At 47.0% G+C, this 19,184-nt stretch carries 16 protein-coding genes; 7 read left to right on the top strand and 9 right to left on the bottom strand.

Translation table 11 applies throughout. From position 1 onward, the window contains the following. The first annotated feature begins 4 nt into the window (after window positions 1-4). Window positions 5-2,371, top strand: coding sequence for a S9 family peptidase (locus JUB14_RS07380; RefSeq protein WP_207505222.1), 2,367 nt, complete (start codon window positions 5-7; stop codon window positions 2,369-2,371). 89 nt (window positions 2,372-2,460) lie between these two features. On the opposite strand, the gene JUB14_RS07385 is transcribed toward JUB14_RS07380, so the two are convergent. Further along, a complete protein-coding gene (locus JUB14_RS07385; protein ID WP_207505223.1) occupies window positions 2,461-3,051 on the bottom strand; it encodes a hypothetical protein in 591 nt (196 codons plus the stop codon). Window positions 3,052-3,647: 596 nt separating this feature from the next. Here JUB14_RS07385 and JUB14_RS07390 point away from each other — a divergent pair. Together JUB14_RS07390 and JUB14_RS07395 are read left to right on the top strand one after the other, a co-directional pair. Next, complete coding sequence (locus JUB14_RS07390; protein ID WP_207505224.1) at window positions 3,648-5,072, top strand: DUF1593 domain-containing protein; 1,425 nt, start codon at window positions 3,648-3,650, stop codon at window positions 5,070-5,072. A 140-nt stretch (window positions 5,073-5,212) separates the two neighbouring features. Next, a complete protein-coding gene (locus JUB14_RS07395) occupies window positions 5,213-6,139 on the top strand; it encodes a sugar phosphate isomerase/epimerase family protein (RefSeq protein ID WP_207505225.1) in 927 nt (308 codons plus the stop codon). A 160-nt stretch (window positions 6,140-6,299) separates the two neighbouring features. Here the strand turns inward: JUB14_RS07395 and ftsH are convergent, their stop codons facing one another. Together ftsH and rsfS are read right to left on the bottom strand one after the other, a co-directional pair. After that, window positions 6,300-8,372 (bottom strand): ATP-dependent zinc metalloprotease FtsH, encoded by a 2,073-nt coding sequence (gene ftsH, locus JUB14_RS07400; RefSeq protein WP_207505226.1) that lies wholly within the window; start codon window positions 8,370-8,372, stop codon window positions 6,300-6,302. A gap of 72 nt (window positions 8,373-8,444) precedes the next feature. After that, on the bottom strand, window positions 8,445-8,828 hold the full coding sequence (gene rsfS, locus JUB14_RS07405) for a ribosome silencing factor (RefSeq protein WP_207505227.1): 384 nt from the start codon (window positions 8,826-8,828) through the stop codon (window positions 8,445-8,447). Between the two features lie 15 nt (window positions 8,829-8,843). On the opposite strand from rsfS, the gene JUB14_RS07410 reads away from it, so the two are divergent. Further along, window positions 8,844-9,677 (top strand): biotin--[acetyl-CoA-carboxylase] ligase, encoded by an 834-nt coding sequence (locus JUB14_RS07410; RefSeq protein ID WP_310586116.1) that lies wholly within the window; start codon window positions 8,844-8,846, stop codon window positions 9,675-9,677. On the opposite strand, the gene JUB14_RS07415 is transcribed toward JUB14_RS07410, so the two are convergent. From JUB14_RS07415 to JUB14_RS07425, 3 genes are all read right to left on the bottom strand, one after another. Further along, window positions 9,674-10,009: a transmembrane 220 family protein gene (locus JUB14_RS07415; RefSeq protein ID WP_207505228.1), complete on the bottom strand. Its 336-nt coding sequence runs from the start codon at window positions 10,007-10,009 to the stop codon at window positions 9,674-9,676. The genes JUB14_RS07410 and JUB14_RS07415 overlap by 4 nt on opposite strands. Before the next feature lie 159 nt (window positions 10,010-10,168). After that, on the bottom strand, window positions 10,169-10,735 hold the full coding sequence (locus tag JUB14_RS07420) for a T9SS type A sorting domain-containing protein (protein ID WP_207505229.1): 567 nt from the start codon (window positions 10,733-10,735) through the stop codon (window positions 10,169-10,171). A 139-nt stretch (window positions 10,736-10,874) separates the two neighbouring features. Beyond that, on the bottom strand, window positions 10,875-11,585 hold the full coding sequence (locus JUB14_RS07425) for a tetratricopeptide repeat protein (protein WP_207505230.1): 711 nt from the start codon (window positions 11,583-11,585) through the stop codon (window positions 10,875-10,877). A gap of 249 nt (window positions 11,586-11,834) precedes the next feature. Here JUB14_RS07425 and fsa point away from each other — a divergent pair, with 249 nt between their 5' ends. Both fsa and JUB14_RS07435 read left to right on the top strand, forming a co-directional pair. Further along, entirely contained in the window at window positions 11,835-12,494 is a 660-nt protein-coding gene (gene fsa, locus JUB14_RS07430) for a fructose-6-phosphate aldolase (protein ID WP_207505231.1), read from the top strand. Between the two features lie 69 nt (window positions 12,495-12,563). Next, on the top strand, window positions 12,564-13,250 hold the full coding sequence (locus JUB14_RS07435; RefSeq protein ID WP_207505232.1) for a cell division ATP-binding protein FtsE: 687 nt from the start codon (window positions 12,564-12,566) through the stop codon (window positions 13,248-13,250). A 76-nt stretch (window positions 13,251-13,326) separates the two neighbouring features. On the opposite strand, the gene JUB14_RS07440 is transcribed toward JUB14_RS07435, so the two are convergent. The 3 genes from JUB14_RS07440 to kdsB form a co-directional block, all read right to left on the bottom strand. Continuing rightward, window positions 13,327-15,543, bottom strand: a complete 2,217-nt coding sequence (locus tag JUB14_RS07440; RefSeq protein ID WP_207505233.1) for an LruC domain-containing protein — start codon at window positions 15,541-15,543, stop codon at window positions 13,327-13,329. Between the two features lie 219 nt (window positions 15,544-15,762). Further along, complete coding sequence (gene porX, locus JUB14_RS07445) at window positions 15,763-17,328, bottom strand: T9SS response regulator signal transducer PorX (protein ID WP_207505234.1); 1,566 nt, start codon at window positions 17,326-17,328, stop codon at window positions 15,763-15,765. Between the two features lie 106 nt (window positions 17,329-17,434). Beyond that, window positions 17,435-18,193: a 3-deoxy-manno-octulosonate cytidylyltransferase gene (gene kdsB / locus JUB14_RS07450; RefSeq protein WP_207505235.1), complete on the bottom strand. Its 759-nt coding sequence runs from the start codon at window positions 18,191-18,193 to the stop codon at window positions 17,435-17,437. Window positions 18,194-18,389: 196 nt separating this feature from the next. Here kdsB and JUB14_RS07455 point away from each other — a divergent pair, with 196 nt between their 5' ends. After that, complete coding sequence (locus tag JUB14_RS07455) at window positions 18,390-19,184, top strand: DUF4905 domain-containing protein (RefSeq protein ID WP_207505236.1); 795 nt, start codon at window positions 18,390-18,392, stop codon at window positions 19,182-19,184.

Genomic DNA, 19,184 nt, shown 5'->3' on the forward strand with positions numbered 1-19,184 from the left:
CTTCATGAAACTACTGTTTCGAGTCCTGGGACTAGTCCTGTTCCTGGGAGCGAATCCATCCATTGCCCAAAAACTTTCGACCCTCACCGTAGAGAAGATCATGCGCGATCCTAAGACCTGGATCGGTACTTTGCCCAGCAATGTTTACTGGTCGGAGGACTCGCAGTATATCTACTTCAACTGGAATCCGGACAAAGCCACTTCGGATTCTCTCTACAAGTACTCATTCACTACCAAAAAAATCTCCAAAGTCCCACAAAGCGAGCGTAAGCAACTACCCGCTGCCAATGGTACTTACAACCGGATGCGTACCCTCAAAGTATACGCTAAGGATGGTGATATCTACCTGCTGGACCAGAACGGGTTTACGGTACGTCAGCTGACCAACACGGTAGAAGCTGAGAATAGCCCCTTATTCAGCGGTGATGAGCAGAGTGTTATCTTCGAGCGGGGCGACAACCTGTACAGCCTCTCCCTGACCACCGGCCTCCTCACTCAGCATACTGATTTTAAATCAGGGAAGAAGAAGGAGGATGCCAAGCTGAACGAAGAGGAACAATGGCTAAAAGATGATCAATTGGCTCAGTTCAAGGTCCTGAAAGAGCGTAAGGATAAGAAAGATGCTGGCAAGAAGATTAGTGAAGCCGAGAAGCCACAGCGCCCTAAGGAAATCTATATGGGGGAGAAGCGGGTGGATAATCAGCGCCTAAGTCCCGATGGCCGCTTCGTAACCTACCGACTGGCGGAGCCGGACAAGAAAGCCAAGCGTACTATTGTACCTAACTACGTAACAGAGTCAGGCTTTACCGAGGACATTCCGGCACGTACCAAGGTAGGTGCTCCTATGACCAGCTACGAATTCTGGGTATATGATATTCAGAAGGACACTGCCCGTAAAGTTTCTGCTATGTCAATAGCCGGTATATCTGACAAGCCCGACTACCTGAAAGACTACCCCAAACAGGACTCAGCCTGGAAAAAGGACAAGGAGCGGGATGTAATGGTACATGGTCCCTTCTGGTCGGAAGATGGTCGTCATGCGGTAGTAGTAGCACGCTCGCTGGACAACAAGGACCGTTGGATCATGGCCCTAAATCCGGATAGCCTGTCCCTCCGCCTGCTGGATCGCCAGCGCGACGAGTCCTGGATCGGCGGACCGGGTGTGGGTAGTTATCCCATGAGTGCGGGTGAAGTAGGTTGGATAGATAACCAAACCTTTTACTTCCAGAGCGAGTCTGACGGCTACTCCCACCTGTATAGCGTCAATGTAGCGACCGGTCAGAAGAAGCAGCTTACAAAGGGCAAGTTTGAAGTACAGAACATAGTACTGTCTAATGATAAGCAATGGTTCTATATCACGACTAATGAAGTACATCCGGGGGAGCAGCACCTGTATAAGATGTCGGTCAATGGGGGGGAGCGTACTCGCCTAACGCAAGGGACTGGTGCCTATGAGGTAGCTATTTCGCCCGACGAAACCAAACTAGCTGCCCGCTACTCCAATAGTAACACCCCTTGGGAGCTATTTGTGATGGCCAATAAACCGGCGGCGGTAAAAGAGCAGCTTACTAAGTCTACTACCGATGAATTCCGCTCGTACCCCTGGCGGGAGGCCAAAGTCATTACCTTCAAAGCTTCCGACGGAGCCGATGTATACGGTAGGGTATATGAACCTAAGAAATCAAACGGACGGGCTGTGGTATTTGTACACGGAGCCGGTTACCTGCAGAATGCACACAAGTGGTGGAGTCAGTACTTCCGGGAGTATATGTTCCACAACCTCCTGACTGATCTGGGTTACACTGTACTGGATATGGACTACCGGGCCAGTGCCGGGTACGGCCGCGACTGGCGGACAGGTATTTACCGGCATATGGGTGGTAAAGACCTCAGTGACCATGTGGATGGGGCTAAGTGGCTGGTGAAAAAGTATGGAGTAAATCCTAATAAGATAGGCATTTACGGAGGTTCCTATGGTGGATTCATAACTCTAATGGCCCTCTTCACGGAGCCGGATGTATTCAAGGCTGGAGCTGCTCTTCGCCCCGTTACCGACTGGGCTGCCTACAATCACCCTTATACTGCTAATATCCTCAACGAGCCTCAGGCCGACAGCCTGGCTTACCGCCGGAGCTCACCTATCTACCACGCCGCCGGGCTGAAAAACCACCTGCTCATCTGCCACGGCATGGTGGATGTGAATGTACACTTCCAGGATGTGGTACGCCTGTCGCAGCGGTTGATCGAACTGGGCAAGGACAACTGGGAGCTGGCCGTATACCCCATGGAAGATCATGGATTCGTAGAGCCATCCTCCTGGACCGATGAATATAAGCGCATACTGAACCTCTTTGAAGAAAGGCTGCGGTAAATCAACAGCATTTTACATTGGTTATAAATAAACAGAAAGCCCGGTGAGACAGGTCTCACCGGGCTTTCTAATGTATTACTGATTATATATTAATAAGAAGCGTATGAATAGTCAGGAGTACGACTAGCTTCCTTCTTAGCTTTTTGCTTGTCAATCAGGATACCTGCGACCGTACCGGCACCGGCACCTACTGCTCCACCCAGGATAGCTCCCTGTACCTTTTTCTTCGCTAAAACGGCACCGGTTGCAGCACCTACGGCTCCACCAATGATAGCACCCTTAGCAGGGGTATGCAGCCCTTTCTTTTTAGTTTGAGTCTGGGCTACCGGAGCAGTCTTCACAGATGGCTTATATGCATCTGTATTGGAAGCAGTTCTTTCACGTGGCGTCCAGTCATCGCTGACACGCTGAGTCACCTTAGAGTCGCTAGTTGTCCGGCTGGATTTCTCAGCTGGAGCAGCGTTGCTAGCTATAGCTACTGACTGCATCGAGTCAATGGCTGACTGCTTAGCTTTCTGTACATCCAGTTCAGATCTTAGCTTCTGGATCTCAGCTTCGTGCTTTGCTTTGAGCAATTCCGTCTGCATATCCGCAGTGGTTTTGTTATTTGTTGTGTCCGTTACGCCATTACAGGAGAACATCACACTTGCAATTGCTGCTATTACCAATAGATTTTTCATGATTTGTCAAATTTGGCTCCGCACTCAATCCTGGTTATGTAACTTTATCAGTATATCGGGTACAGAAGAGTTGAAAAATTGGTTATTTGTTAAGCACTTTGTCAGACTCATTATAAAAACAAAGAATGCTTATCTTAAGTTCAATTTATTTAATGAAACTTTAATTATGTTACGGTTCAACTAACGATTTCTTTTATTCATTAAAAAATTTTAAAGATATCGTTTACCTTACTAATTCGTTATTGCCATTCGATATGTTCAGGCATCAGTCTTACTAAAAACTTCGTACCAGCTCCTTTTTCCTTGTTTCATAGGTTTTTGTTGCGTTTCAAGAGTTAGATGACATTCCTGCTTACACGTTTAATGAACTCCATAAAATTTTTTGTATTTAAATAAGAATCAGCGCCAGTGCCCATAAGTATGTTGATGATCTACCGCAGGTAGAGGTGGTTCTCAGCGAAAAGAGATTGTTAATATATTAGCTCTGGCCTTTCTGTATAAACTGGTAAGAAAACCTATCCGACTGCTTTTAAAAGTAAGTAACTACACAGAAGCTTTGCTGCCCGAAGGTGGGATACGCTAATCAGAACTCATTCATGAAAAATTGGTATTTAAGTATTGGTCTGGTTCTCTGGACAAGCATAGGTCATGCGTTTGCTCAGGTGGCTTCGAAGCCGCAGGTTATAGTCCTGACAGATATAGAGAATGAACCCGATGATGCCATGTCATTGGTTCGCTTCCTGCTCTATTCAAGTCAGTTTGATGTAAAGGCATTGATTGCTACTACGTCCACGCATCAGCGTAGCAAAATTGCCGATTGGCGCATCCATCAGATCCTGGAAGCCTATCAGAAAGTACAACCTAACCTACTCCTGCACGAAACGGGCTACCCGGCCTATGCCTATCTCAAGTCTGTAGTTAAAAAAGGGCTGCCGGTGTATGGTATGAATGGAGTAGGAGAGGGCAAAGACTCTGAGGGCTCTGAACACATTATTAAGGTAGTTGATGCCTCGGCTAAGCCCGTATGGGTTACAGTATGGGGAGGTGCCAACTGTCTGGCTCAGGCTCTGTGGAGGGTTCAGAAACAGAGAACTCCCAAAGAGGTAGCTGCCTTTGCAAGTAAACTACGTGTTTATACTATTTCTGATCAGGATGACTCAGGTCCCTGGATTCGTAAGAGCTTCAAAGACTTGTTTTATATAGTTAGTCCGGGTACTATGGACTATGGTGTTCAAGGGTACTTCTACTCCACCTGGAGCGGGATATCCGGCGAGAAGTTCTACAAATTTGCCTGTGGAGCCGACTCCTCACTGGTAAACAATCAGTGGGTAGACGAGCATATTCAGAAGAACCATGGTCCGCTGGGTGAGCAGTATCCGCACATAGAGTACATCATGGAGGGAGACACTCCCTCGTTCCTGTACCTGGTTAATAATGGGTTGAATGATCCGGAACATCCAAATTACGGAGGCTGGGGCGGACGCTATGAATTGTACAAGCCCCTGACCGAGCACTGGTACATGCAGGAGGAACCCCGACCTATCTGGACCAATGCCTCTGACAAAGTCTTGGGTAATGACAAACTCTTTTACTCGGATAACAGAGCTACCATCTGGCGCTGGCGGGAAGCTTACCAGAATGACTTTGCTGCCCGTATGGATTGGTGTATCGCTCCTTATAAAGAAGCCAATCATCCACCGGTACCTGTAGTTAATAAACCCGAAGCCCTTACTGTCTGGGCAGGAGATGTACTGGAGATCGATGCCTCCGGCTCTACTGACCCTGATGGGAATGCTCTTAGTTTTGAATGGTTTCAGTACCTGGAAGCAGGTACCCTAAAAAGACCACTTAAACTGGAAGGAGAGAGTGAAGCAAAAGTGAAGTTTGTAGTTCCCGAGGTTAAAGAACCCCAGACGACTCATCTTATCCTTAAGCTTACCGATCAGGGAGTGCCCCGACTGACCAGGTATAAGCGCATGATTCTGACTATCAATCCGAAAAGCGCTGGTGGTGGTTCATAATAATCTATTCATTCAATTAGTTAGACTCTCCCTTCCATTTACCTGTCTTCAATGGATTGGTAAGTAAATAGTAAATAAGGGAGCATTTTTACTTTATATCAGGACAACAGAAACTTTATATACTAATAGAATATTCCTCTATGAATCGTCGTCAAGTACTTGCGGGTCTCTCGGCTGCGGCCGGTTCGGCTGCTTTACCTAATCTGGCTACTGCCGAAAAGCCCAAACTAGCGGCTCCCTTTACCTATTGCTTAAATATGAGTACGCTGCGGGGGCACAAGTTAGGCTTTATGAAAGAGATAGAAGTAGCCTCCAAAGCCGGTTTTCGGTCGGTAGAGATCTGGATCAATAGCCTGGAAGATTACCTGAAGAACGGGGGTACACTCGCCGAAGCCCGCCGGCACCTGAACGACCACGGTGTTACGGCCGAAGATGCCATCGGATTTGCCCAATGGATCGTAAATGACGACTCCGTTCGTGCCAAGGCGTTGGATCAGTTGAAACGTGAGTCAGAAATGCTGGCTGCCATTGGCTGTAAGCGTATTGCAGCTCCTGCGATGGGCGCTACCCAAGGCGACTACCTGGACTTGCGTCAGGTAGCTGACCGGTATCGTACGATTCTGGAACTGGGGGATCAGACGGGTGTAGTACCTCACCTGGAAATGTGGGGCTTCTCCAAGAACCTGAGTACGGTAGGGGAAATACTTTTTGTAGCGGCTCAGAGTGGTCATCCATCCGCCCGTGTATTGATGGACGTATACCACCTGCACCGCGGAGGCTCCGGTCTTGATAGTGTCAATCTGGTAGGTAAGCCCCTGATTGAGATCTTCCATATAAACGACTATCCATCTACTATACCTGCCGTGGAACTAAAGGATGCGGATCGTGTCTATCCGGGTGATGGAGTAGCTCCACTGGGTAAGCTGTTGAAGTCACTGCGGAATCCTGACCGACCCATTATCCTGTCACTGGAAGTATTTAATCCCGCCTATTACGCACAGGATGCCATGGTAGTAGCCAAGACAAGTTTGGCTAAGATGAAGAAGGTAACGGAGGGGATTGTTTAGAATAACTCCCCCTGTGGACTTCATACATACTGTCTAAGGAAGTTAAATGAAGTTATAGGTAAGATAGTGTCTTATTAAACCTACAATAGTAACTTAACTAAATAAAAAAGCTGATCAGTACTACTGATCAGCTTTTTTTGTATCTGAGAGAAGAGCTGGTTTAAGCCTTGGATTCTTCGGCTGAGCTACGCTCTTCTGTGATTACATTTACATCTTCGGGTGCCTGTTGATGATCTTCCGCGTGCTTTACAGCTTCCTGATGGATAGCCGCCTCTTCGTTAGAACGACGGTTGATGTAAGCCTGATAGCTGGTTTCCTTCTCATACGGACGCTGTCCGATCAGTTTTTCTAGATCACTCTGGAACAGAATCTCTTTCTTAAGAAGCTCCTGAGCGATTTTTTCCAGCGCATCACGCTTGTCCTTCAGCATACCTTTAACATGCTGGTAAGCTGCATCAATCAGTTTACGTACCTCTTCGTCAATGGCCTCTGAAGTAGACTCTGAATAAGGCTTGGTGAATGAGTAGTCTGACTGCTTAGAGTCATAGTACGATACATTACCAATACGGTCATTCATACCGTACATAGTAACCATACTATATGCGAGCTTAGTTACCCGCTCAAGGTCACTTAATGCACCGGTTGAAATCTTACCAAATACTACATCCTCAGCAGCACGACCACCCAGCGTCATACACATCTCATCGAAGAGCTGTTCAGTACGATAGAGGTACTGCTCACGGGGTAGGTACTGTGCATATCCCAGCGCGGCAACACCACGTGGTACTATGGTTACCTTCACCAATGGATCAGCATGCTCCAGGAACCAACCTGCTACGGCGTGACCGGCTTCGTGGTAGGCAACAATTTGCTTCTCTTCGGGTGAGATAAGTTTATTTTTCTTTTCAAGACCACCAATTACACGGTCCATAGCGTCCTGGAAGTCCTGCATAGTAACTTCATTACGGTCACGGCGGGCTGCAATAAGGGCTGCTTCGTTACATACGTTAGCAATTTCGGCACCGGCAAATCCGGGAGTCTGAGCGGCGAGCTTCTGCAAATCTACATCTTCAGATAGCTTAAGCGGCTTCAGGTGTACTTTGAAAATGGCTTCACGACCAACCACGTCTGGTTTATCAACTGAGATCTGACGGTCAAAGCGACCAGGACGGAGTAAGGCTGAATCAAGTACATCCGGACGGTTAGTAGCCGCTACGATAATAATACCGGAGTCAGTCGCAAAACCATCCATCTCTACCAGCAGGGAGTTAAGCGTATTTTCACGTTCGTCGTTAGCGCCTGGCATGGCACCCCGTCCACGTGAACGACCAACGGCATCAATTTCGTCAATAAAGATGATACAAGGGGCTTTTTCTTTGGCCTGCTTGAAAAGGTCACGCACACGAGCAGCACCTACCCCTACGAACATTTCTACAAAGTCAGAACCTGACAAGGAAAAGAATGGTACACCCGCCTCACCGGCAACGGCTTTGGCAAGCAGGGTTTTACCGGTACCCGGAGGGCCTACCAGCAGTGCTCCCTTCGGAATCTTAGCTCCCAGCTTCTTGAATTTCTCAGGACTCTTCAGATAGTCAACGATCTCCTTAATCTCTTCTTTCGCTTCGTCCAGTCCGGCTACGTCGTTAAAGGTGATCTTTACCTTATTTTCGGCATCGAAAAGTGTAGCACGTGAACGACCAATATTAAAGATTTGTCCGCCAGGACCAACACCACCGGACATACGTCCCAGGAGGAAGTACATCACCAATATCATTATGATAAAGAAGCCCCAGGTGCCCAGAAAGCCAGTCCAGTCATTTCGGGTGTCGATCTTGTATTCGACTTTTTCGGTATCCGGTACTCCCTCCTGCATCTGTTCAAGGTCTTTTTTGAACGTCTCAGCCGAAGTGATCTGAAACTGGTAATGTGGTCCAGTCTCACCACCGAAGTAGTTGTTTTCCTTCGATATAACCTGATATTTATCTTTCTTCAAGGCCTCCGGATCCAGGGTAACCTCTACCAACTTATCGTTCACAATGGTTACGCGGGCTACTTCCCCATCGGTTACCATTTTCTCAAAACGCTTTTGAGTAATCTCTCTCAGGGTAGACGAGCGGTTGAGATAGGTAATCCCCAGGATAGTTGCAATCAGAGCTGCAATGATCCAGCCCTGGTATCCCCGCTGAGGACTCTTTGGGTTTAAAGGATTTCTTTTGTTATCGTTTTCAGACATTATTTTATGGCATTAGTATAAATAATATTAATGAGAACATATTCCCTAGTGTGAATGTTCACGCGGAATATACTAAGCAACTGACTCTTCTATAATGGTCAGTTCGGCGTCCCCCCAGAGTTCTTCCAGATCATAGTACTTGCGGCGATCTTTCTTAAAAACATGCGCCACGACATCTACATAATCTATAAGTATCCACTCACGGTTTACTTTGCCCTCCTTATGCCATGGATCGATACTAGAAGTTTTATAAACTTCTTCTTCAATCGAGTCGGCTATGGCGTCTATCTGCGTATCGGAGCTACCCGAGCATATTACAAAATAATCAGCAACGGCATTTTTTACATTTCTGAGGTCGAGAATGGCAACATCCTGCGCTTTCTTTTCCATCATTCCTTTTGCCACCAGTTGGCAGAGCTCTTGTGAAGATACTTCTTTATTTTTGCGTTGTTTCATGCGTAATAGTTACCTGTGAAAAAGATAGAAGTGCGTGGCACTCTTTTCCCATTTATAAAAGTAAAAAATAAATCAAAAAAATTGTACGACTCTGTATCTAAAACACTCTTTATAGGTAAAAAGATTCTATATCTGCCAACTTGTCATTCTACCAACGACATAGCGGCTGAAATAGTACGTGAGCCACTGTTTCCTGAGGGGACCGTTGTCATTACCGATCATCAGACGGCCGGTAGAGGGCAGAGGGGTAATCAGTGGGTTACCAGCCAGGGACAGAACTTTACCTTCTCGCTGTTGCTCAGGCCCTCATTTCTACTGATCCAGGAGCAGTTTTTGCTGAGTCAGGCGGTAGCATTAGGGGTAAGGGCTTATCTGCAGCAATATACTCCTGAGACTTTGGTTAAATGGCCCAATGACTTATATATAGACACTAAAAAAGTAGGGGGAATTCTGATTGAAAATGCTATACAGGGCACTCGTATCGCTCACTCGGTGGTAGGTATTGGTCTCAATATCAATCAACAGCAATTTCAGTCATCACGTTCCACTTCTTTAGGCAGGAATACAGGAAAAATTTTCTCATTGAATGAAGAGCTATCCCTGCTTCTGCACTGGGTAGAATCGTACTACCTGCGACTGCGGGCTGGTCGTTACCAGGCAATTCGGGAGGAGTACAATCAGTATTTGCTGGGGTATCGGCAGGAGCGACTATTTCGGGTAGATGGAAATACCTTCCCCGGTACTATTGAAGGTATTAGTGACGCGGGGAAGATACAGATATTTGAGGCTAACGGATGTACTATGCAAGAGTATGATGTTAAGGAGGTCGAGTGGGTATGGGAAGACTAACGCCGACTCAACCAGGCTAGTAGCCCATTGGCAATAGCACAGATGCTGAGCCCTAGCGACTCCCGCGCGAGTTCTATATTTGAACTGCGCATACCCATTTCGCCAAAAAAGATTCCTTCGAACTCAGCGGGCCATTGAGCAATGGCACCGACCAGGTACCCTACCGCCAGTATGGCAAAGACCCACCAAGGCCATAACTCACGAAGAGCCATGAAGCAGGCCAGTGCAGCAACCGAATAGGCAATGATCCAGAGTTCGGCATCGGGATCATTGAACTGGAAGTAAGCAAAGAGGACAAAAAGAATCCCAAAAAATATAGCAACGTATTTCATGAAGGGTAGGAGTAAGGGTGACGAGGTGACAGTGATAGCTACGAAAATAGTAAAAAATAATCGTACTGAATTGCAAAATTTGGAGGCTATAAATGAAAATAAGGCGAAAGGATCTGCTTCCTTTCGCCTTACTGATCAAGTTGTATGTCTATTCGACTTCTATTTCTGCTTCACTATTTTATAGGTCTTGCGTCCCTCAGGAGTATTGAGCGTACAGATATATACTCCGTCAGGTAAGGTCTGAGATTCGAAAGTTACCCGATGTGTACCTACAGGCTGTTCCTGATCAGAAATCAGCTTGGCTATCGTAATGCCTTGTACAGTAGCAATACTCAGACTTACTTTTGAGCTTTTGGGCAGGGAGTATTCGATAAGTGTATTCTCGGCAAAAGGATTGGGGTATGCTCCTAGCGCCAGCACTTTTTCATCCAGGTCAGTACGGCTCTTTTCGTCGGCAGAGCATTTGGCAATGGAGGCATTGAATACAGCACCGGGCTTTACCTCAAAACCCGCAGTGAGTGTTACAGACTGGCCAGCCTGATAGCTTACGTCGCCAGACTGAATTTTATTGGTAGCAGTGAGGTGTTCTGACGCCTGCTCGACAACCTTTACACCTGAAAGCGGGGCATTAAGGCTAACGGTACCAGGACAGGAATCCTGGGCGAAGGCTGTAGTGGCAAAAAGTATACCGGCTGCAATGGAGCTAAGCGTAGATGTTAACTTCATATAGATAAGTAAGATTGAACTGATCTGAAATTGATGATCACAAAGTACAAAAATTTTAACAATAAAATGCAAAGATGCGGCCAAATCTTATTTAACGGCCGCATTTGCTAGTCTTATCTATATCTTTAGGGCATTGTAACTACTCCTGTCCGCAATACTGTGTAACGGCAGCGGCGGCTTCCTGATACCCCAGGCGCTGGGCTTGCTTCAGGTTCACGCAAGCCAGGTCCTTTTCGTTGGTCTGCCACTGGGCCAGACCTAATCCGTAGAAGGCCTTGCCAAACTGTGGATCCAGACCGGTAGCTTTACGCAGGGCCTGAGTTGCTTTTTCAAAATCTTCCTGTCGGTAGTAAGTGTTGCCGAGGTTATACCAGGCTTGGGTATTCTTAGGAGCGAGTTGGGTAGCTTTTTCGAAGTCCTGAATAGCCTGAGGAACCTGATCCAGCAGAGCCCGCACCTGGCCGCGGTTAAGGTATACATCAGCGGTATCAGGGGCAAACTGAACAGCACGGTCATAGTCGGCCAAGGCTGAGTCGAGCTTATTCTGGGTAGTATAAAGTAGAGCCCGGTTAAAGTAGGGACGGTAGAACTTTGGCTCTAACCGGATGGCCTGTTCGTAATCAAGCAGGGCAGTAGGGTACTCTTTCAGCTCAAAGTAAGCCACGCCCCGTACGTTGAAGGCTTCGGCGTTGGAGGTGTTTTTCTCAATGGCTTTATTCAGATACTCTATCGCTTCACGGGTTTTACCTTCTTTCATCAGTGATCGACCCTTCTCGAGGAAGGCATCAGATGATTGAGAACAGGAAATTGTTAGAAAAAGGATACTGATAAAAAAAAATAATTGGCGCATGGTAGCTCATTCAAAGTTGGTTGCCGCAAAAGTACGACAGAATGATGAGGGAAAGATTTTCTTGTTTAGAAAAAGTACTTATCTTTGCATCGGCAAATCGGAACTACCAGCTCCTACTGAATCCCCCAGGTCTTGACCGAAGCAAGGGTAGGTAGTTGAAGCGGTGAGATTCTCGATTTGCCTTTTTTTGTTTCCCATTAGCTTCCCTATTTTTGCGGCTATTCGTATAACCATATCCCAGTTTATTTCATGAAATTTTTTATTGACACTGCTAACCTGCAAGAAATAAAGGAGGCCCAGGCATTGGGAGTCCTTGATGGTGTAACAACTAATCCATCCCTGATGGCCAAAGAAGGCATCACGGGCAAAAACAACATCATGAGCCACTACAAAGCTATCTGCGATATCGTAGAAGGTGATGTAAGTGCTGAGGTTATCTCTACGGATTATGAAGGTATGATCCGCGAGGGCGAAGAATTAATTGAAATAGACGAAAAGATCGTGGTAAAGGTACCCATGATCAAGGACGGAGTAAAGGCACTGAAATATTTTTCAGGCAAAGGTATCAAGACCAACTGTACACTGGTGTTCTCAGCCGGACAGGCTCTGCTAGCCGCCAAAGCGGGTGCTACCTATGTATCGCCATTTGTTGGACGTCTTGATGACATTTCAACGGATGGAATGGATCTGATCGAGCAAATCGTGACGATCTACCGTAACTACGGCTACGAAACTCAGATACTGGCTGCTTCTGTACGTCATCCGATGCACATCATTCAGTGTGCCCAGTTGGGTGCTGATGTTATGACTGGTCCTTTGAGCGCCATTACTGCTCTGCTGAAGCACCCGTTGACTGACATTGGTCTGGAAAAATTCCTGGCTGATTATAATAAAGGAAACAACAGCTAATACTTTGTTACAGGACATAGCCTGTCCGGCCTGGTAACAGGCGGTATTATTCTATAATAATTTTACAGCATGAGTTTCTCGAATGAACCTGTCGTTACGCTGGAGCGGGTGGACATCTACCAGGGCGAAAGGCTGGTGTTAGCAGATGTACATTTTCAGGTTAATAAGGGTGAGTTTGTGTTTCTGATTGGGCGCACAGGCAGTGGCAAAAGCTCTTTACTCAAAACACTCTACGCAGATCTGTGGCTACAGACCGGATCGGCTAAAGTGGCAGGGTATGAGCTGCATAAAATCCGGCGTAATGATATCCCCTTTCTGCGAAGGAAGATTGGTATCGTTTTTCAGGATTTTCAGCTGCTTACGGACCGCTCCGTTGAAGAAAATCTGTCGTTTGTACTACGGGCTACAGGCTGGAAAGATAAAGCCGATATTTCCCGCCGTATCTCAGAAGTACTGATGCAGGTAGGTCTGAGCACTTCGCCCAAAAAGATGCCCCATCAGCTTTCGGGTGGTGAGCAGCAGCGGGTTGTTATAGCACGTGCTATGCTCAACGAGCCCCAGATCCTGATTGCCGATGAGCCAACCGGTAACCTGGATCCCGAAGTAGGGGAGCAGGTTATGCAGGTATTTCAGACGATTAACAATGCCGGAACGGCTATCCTGATGGCGACTCATAACTATGACTTCCTTCGGAATTTTCCCGCTCGTATATTAAAGTGCGAGAATGGAGAGGTGAAAGAAGCCGTAGCTAGCTAACAAATAAGTTGAATACTAGAAAGAGCGCATCCGGTACCGGATGCGCTCTTTCTGTTTATACATGGCTACTTCTGGCTTAGTACGTTTTTATACCATTTCGGTAACCGGGTTTATTTTCGTACCAATCAGTCCGTTCTGAGCCGCTGCTTTGTGCCCAATCGATGAAGTACAAGTAGGCATCGGTAATAGGAGTGGCTTCGATAGGATAATTGAATTCCACGGGTAGTTCAATAGCCCACGGTAGATTACCTACGGAGCGGTAGTAACGACCGGAGGCTGGATTAGAATTATCCTTTATGGTACCAAAGAGGCTGGTACTAGCCTTAGCCGTTGGAGCGTAGTTAGCCAGGTGCACTTCTACCTCCCGCTTGCCATTTACAATGATGAACGGGTTAATTTTCTCCTGACTCGCTTTGGCCGGATCCAGTGGTGTTGTGAAGTGGACAACCAGTTCGAGTTGGCCGGGAGTACCTTGTGGATTTTCTTTTACGGTATTGAACATTGAGCCGGATGTTCGCTTGATTAGTAACTCAGGCGAGTCATAGGCAATGATGACAGCCTTAGACTGTCCGGCTTCGGTCTTGTTAGGGGCCAGCTGGATGTATCCTTTGGTGTGACTATACCCGCTCACACTAGCCACCTCACTGCTGCTGACCCCGTCGAGCTGGAAGCCGAAACCATTTTCATAGGAGGCTCCAATGGCCCGGATGACAATCTTGTTTTTTAGCTCCACCAGCTTGTTATCAGCATTGTAGACGCGCGTGATCTGAGAGTTGATTATCAGGTCATTAAAATCATAGTCCCCTTGCGCCGGCCACAGATCCTCGAAGCCATAGGTAGCCCAGCCCGTAGCGGAGGGGTAGTAGGTGTTGTAGGCACGGATAGGATCAGTGGGGTAGTCGTCCTGCGCGTCGGGTACACCATCTTTGTCCGTGTCGGCGGTGGTAGACGCAGTAGGAGCCGCCGCAGGGGTACCAAAACCTTCAGGATTGCAGGAGCTGGTGGGGATATAGTTGCTGTTGGCACAGGTAAAATAACTGCCGGCAATAGAGGACTTATTGCTTTCTATTCCATTCATATCGCAGTAAGCTACAGTACCTACCATGGTGGCCGGGGGGGCAATTGTAGATGTACCCGACACTTTTATTATGGGCTTCATGGCCCCTTCACCTGTAATGGTACCTTCGTAATTCAGATTAACCGTATTCAGCATAGCCCCATTTTTGCATACCAGATTCGCTTTACCGTTGAGCCAGGTTGTCTTAGCTACTTTGATATAAGAGTTGTTGTTGAAAACATTACTGAGGTTAAAATCACCGTTGATGAGTAACTTGCAGTTATTTTCATTAATCGAATTTCCTCCCACGTTATAATTTCCTTCTACCAGTACTGAATTATTATTGATCAGATGCCGGTTGTTGGTCAAGGACAGTTTTACAGTAAGTTCTCCGTTATTCAGGTACGAGTTAGAGCTATTGTTATTGATGACGAAATCTCCGTTTACGGTCATCTTTCCATAATTCTCAAAGGAGCCACCAGTAGAAATGTTCCCTGTAAAGGTGAGAGCGTCGGAGTAGTTATGTATGACAGCCGATGGATTATTAAAGTTCAAAGCCGAAACGCTCACCGTTGATCCTTCCAGGAAGTACACGGAGCAATCAGCATTTTTAGAAGAACTCAGCGTGGTGATGTTAGCGGAAGTGGCACATACCCGGAGCGTACCCCCATTCATAGTGATACTACCGCTATAGGTACCTTTCAGGCTTACTACCTCACCGTCATTTACGGTAATGTTACTCTTATAGTTGGTGAAGGAACGGTTGACTCCGGTACTACAGTCGAGGCCGGAACCTGCCTGAACTCTTAGTGCTACGCCCGGAGTGGTAGTTTTGAAATCGGCAGATATATAGTCAGCCGCCTTTACTTTTTTGACTTCGGAGGCCCCGAAAGCATTTATTCTCTCAATGTACAGATCGGTAAGAGGTGCCGGTACCCTGAATTCCAGCTTCAGATTCTGATTGGCCGCTGTCATACCCGAGGCGATCTTCTGCCCAATGGTAGGTAGATTGTCATATACATTGATGCGGAAGCGCTCTCCGCCAGCTGTATTATTGCTGACTTTAATATTAAGTTGGATATCCCGGGTAGAGCGGAAGTCAAAATCCGCGCTGACTTTCAGATTCTGTATCGAGATGGTGTTACCGTTGCGGGTAGGGTCCAAATGCTTGGGGATGCAGCCGTGAATGGTAGCGGCCAGTAGTACAAGGATGATTCGGTAGAGGGGGATGTTCATTCGTAAACGTATTCAAAAGTTTCTATTACCTACATGTACCGGAGTCGCTACCTGAATGATATATAGATAGTCCATTATTTAATCAATGGTATAAAGGAATCGGTTACGTATCCACCCTTCTTCGAGCAAAAATAGCGCCATCCTTTACCGGGTACTTGGAGCACAAAAAAAGCAGGTCTTTATGACCTGCTTTCTGACATCAATACTGGTTTACTGCTACTACTTAGCCTTCATGTGTACAAAGGGTATGATTACCTCTTCCAGCGATACACCTCCGTGCTGGAAAGTATCGCGGTACAGGTTGACGTACTGGTTGTAGTTGTTGGGATAGGCAAAGAAGTAGTCTTCCTTGGTAAATACATAGGCTGTAGATACGTGCGGCTTGGGCAGGAAGAAGCGCTCGGGTTTACGGCATACAAAAACGTGGCCGTCATCAAAGCCCAGATTTTTTCCGTGCTTGTAGCGCAGGTTGGTGTTGGTTTCGCGGTAGCCAATGATCTTTACCGGCTTTTGCACCCGGGTCATACCGTGGTCGGTAGTCAGGATCAGACGTCCTTTCTTTTCGGCTACTTTTCGGATGAAGTCCAGCAGAGGGGAGTGCTGGAACCAGGAACGAGTGATAGAGCGGTAGGCCGCTTCGTCAGGTGCCAGTTCTTTAATCATCTGTACATCAGTACGTGCATGCGAAAGCATATCCACGAAGTTGTACACGACGACATTGAGCTGGTTGTTGAGTAGGTTACTGAAGTTGTCTACCAGCGATTTGCCCTGGTTCGTATTCAGGATCTTGTTATAGGAAGCCTTTATATTCAGCCTGTTATATTCCAACTGCTTCTGCAGAAACTCGTTTTCGTAGTTGTTGAGCCCTTCCTCTCCGTCGGAGGTGTTCTCGTCACTGACCCACCATTGAGGGTATTTGCGCTCCATCTCGCTGGGCATCATACCCGAAAATATAGCATTGCGCGAGTAACCGGTGGTAGTAGGTAGGATGGAATAGTAGGCCGACTCCTCTTCAATAGTGAAGTACTCCTGCATAATAGACTGTATAACCTTCCACTGGTCGTAACGAAGGTTATCAATGAGCAGGAAGAACAGGGGCTCGCTGCTGCCCTTCAGGTGCGGGAATACCTTCTGCTTCATCAACTGGTGAGAAAGCACGGGTTTATCAGCGCGGGGATCGTTAAGCCAGTCTTCGTATTCCTCCTCTATGAATTTGGCGAAGTTGGCATTCGCCTCGCTCTTCTGCATATTGAATACTTCTCCCATACTCTGATCCTGAGATGTTTCCAGCTCAAGCTCCCAGTAGATCAGCTTCTTGTATATTTCTACCCACTCCTCATGCCCGATGCGATCCTGGTACTGCATAGCCAGGTTACGGAACTGCTGCTGATAGCTAAGAGTGGTTTTTTCGGTGACCAGGCGTTTGTTGTCTAGTATTTTCTTGACCGAAAGCAGGATCTGGTTCGGGTTGAGGGGCTTGATAAGGTAATCCGCAATTTTGGAGCCAATGGCATCCTCCATGATATGCTCTTCCTCACTTTTAGTGATCATGACGACCGGGAGGGCCGGATGCATCTGCTTGATCTGTGCAAGGGTTTCAAGACCGGTCATACCGGGCATCATTTCGTCCAGAAATACGATATCAAACCGGTTTTTCTCTACCTGGTCCAAGGCATCGGCTCCACTGTTAACGGGAGTAACCTGATAACCCTTGTTGGTCAGGAACATGATGTGCGGTTTGAGCAGATCTATTTCATCATCGGCCCATAGTATGTTGTATTGCATGTGAACAGCTGTTAAGGATTCGGTTTGTTATATAATGGTCAGATACGGTAATAGCATCTAAAATGATGCAGCGCCACGGATATTATCTGTAAAGATTTTAAAGCCCTTATGACGCTGGACCTGATCCGGATAAAAATTTCCGTGCCACACGGTGCAGGTCATCGGGGGTATCAACGCCATGGGAATCGTCCGGCGTAATTACCGCTTTTATAGTATAACCGTTTTCGAGCCACCGAAGTTGTTCGAGAGCCTCGGCTTTTTCGAGGGGTGATACCGGAAGTTGGGTTATTTCGGCCAGAATATCGGTCCGGTAAGCATAAATTCCGATGTGTTTATAAAAGGTATGTGTGCTGAGCCATTCTGACTCCGGAAGACCGCGCAGGTAGGGGACTGTATGCCGGCTAAAATAAAGTACCTGATGCTGACGGGTAAGTACTACTTTGGGAGAATTAGGATTAAAGAGTGTTTCCTGGTCTTCAATGACTTTGACCAGAGTGGCCAGTTCCGTTTGACCGTCCAGTACCTCCGCCAGCCGGTCGATCTGTCCGGGCTGGATAAAAGGCTCATCACCCTGAATATTTATGACATAATCGGCCGCAGCATCAATTTTCTGCAAAGCCTCAAAGCAGCGGTCTGTACCGCTCTGGTGGTCAGATGAGGTCATGACAGCGACACCACCAAACTCCTCTACATGGTTCAGAATCCGTTCGTCGTCGGTGGCTACAACGACTTTTTCTAACTGAGTGGCCTGCGAAGCCTGTTCATATACGCGCCGGATCATGCTTTTACCCTCAATATCAACGAGGGCTTTGGCCGGAAAACGAGTGGAAGCAAAGCGGGCGGGTATGATACCTATTATTTTCACTGTGGTACGTATTAAGATTGGGTAGCTCTAAAAAACTTTTAAAATTAATGTATCTTTGTTTATAGCCCAGTATCCATTTGAAATGGGTATGGGAGTCTGAATTGTGAATGTACTATCCTGAAAGAACAAAGCTCCCGGTCGGTTGTTCACTGGGGAGTAACCCAGGTTATCATCAGGAACTAATCTGCTTATAGTATTGATCGAGTATTTCTCCTACGTATTTCCTCATGCCATCTGGCGTATACTACCACATCCTGCACCGGAGCGCGACGAGTGGGCGGTGGAGCTTCGGGATACTCAAAACAAAGAAACAGCTTTTGCATTGATTGACCTGGCTAAGCCTACCATGCGGTGGCTGGTGAAACCGGAAGGTACCGATTGGTGGACTACCCTTACTGCTTTTGCCGGAGAGCAGGTGTTAATGCATAACTACCGCTTTCCGGATATGCCCGAACCCACAGACCTGCTGGCTGTTTCGGAAGGGGAAGGGCTACTGAGTTGGGCGGTTCCTAACCATGTTTTTGTGCGGGTTCTGGATGAGAGCCACCTACTGGTAGCCACCCGGCAGAACGACAGCGTACGGTATAAGCAGTGTAACATGCACACCGGAGAACTGCGTCCCTACAGTAAAGATGAAAAAAATAGTTCGGCGGAACAGCCCAACTACCAGTTGCCCGTCAGGTATCGGCCACGAGATGTATATTTTACTACCCTTTCATCGTTTTTGGATAAAACCGTGAATGTGAAGGAGGTCTTAGCGGTTGATTATCTGGAAGTAAATCCTTATATAGCGTTTTCTTACTATATTTACGAAGAAGAAAAGATAGCACAATACGCATTAATTATAAATCGGCAGAGGGAGGTTCTGTACCACCAGCGTATGGCCGAAGGCCGTGAATGGGTGGGGAGAGATACCATGTTTCTGAAAGGGAATACGCTTGTTTTTCTGCGGAATAGTAATGAATTAGTAAGCCTAAAACTTGAACCCTAA

Source organism: Telluribacter humicola, assembly GCF_017355935.1.
GTDB lineage: Bacteria > Bacteroidota > Bacteroidia > Cytophagales > Spirosomataceae > Telluribacter > Telluribacter humicola.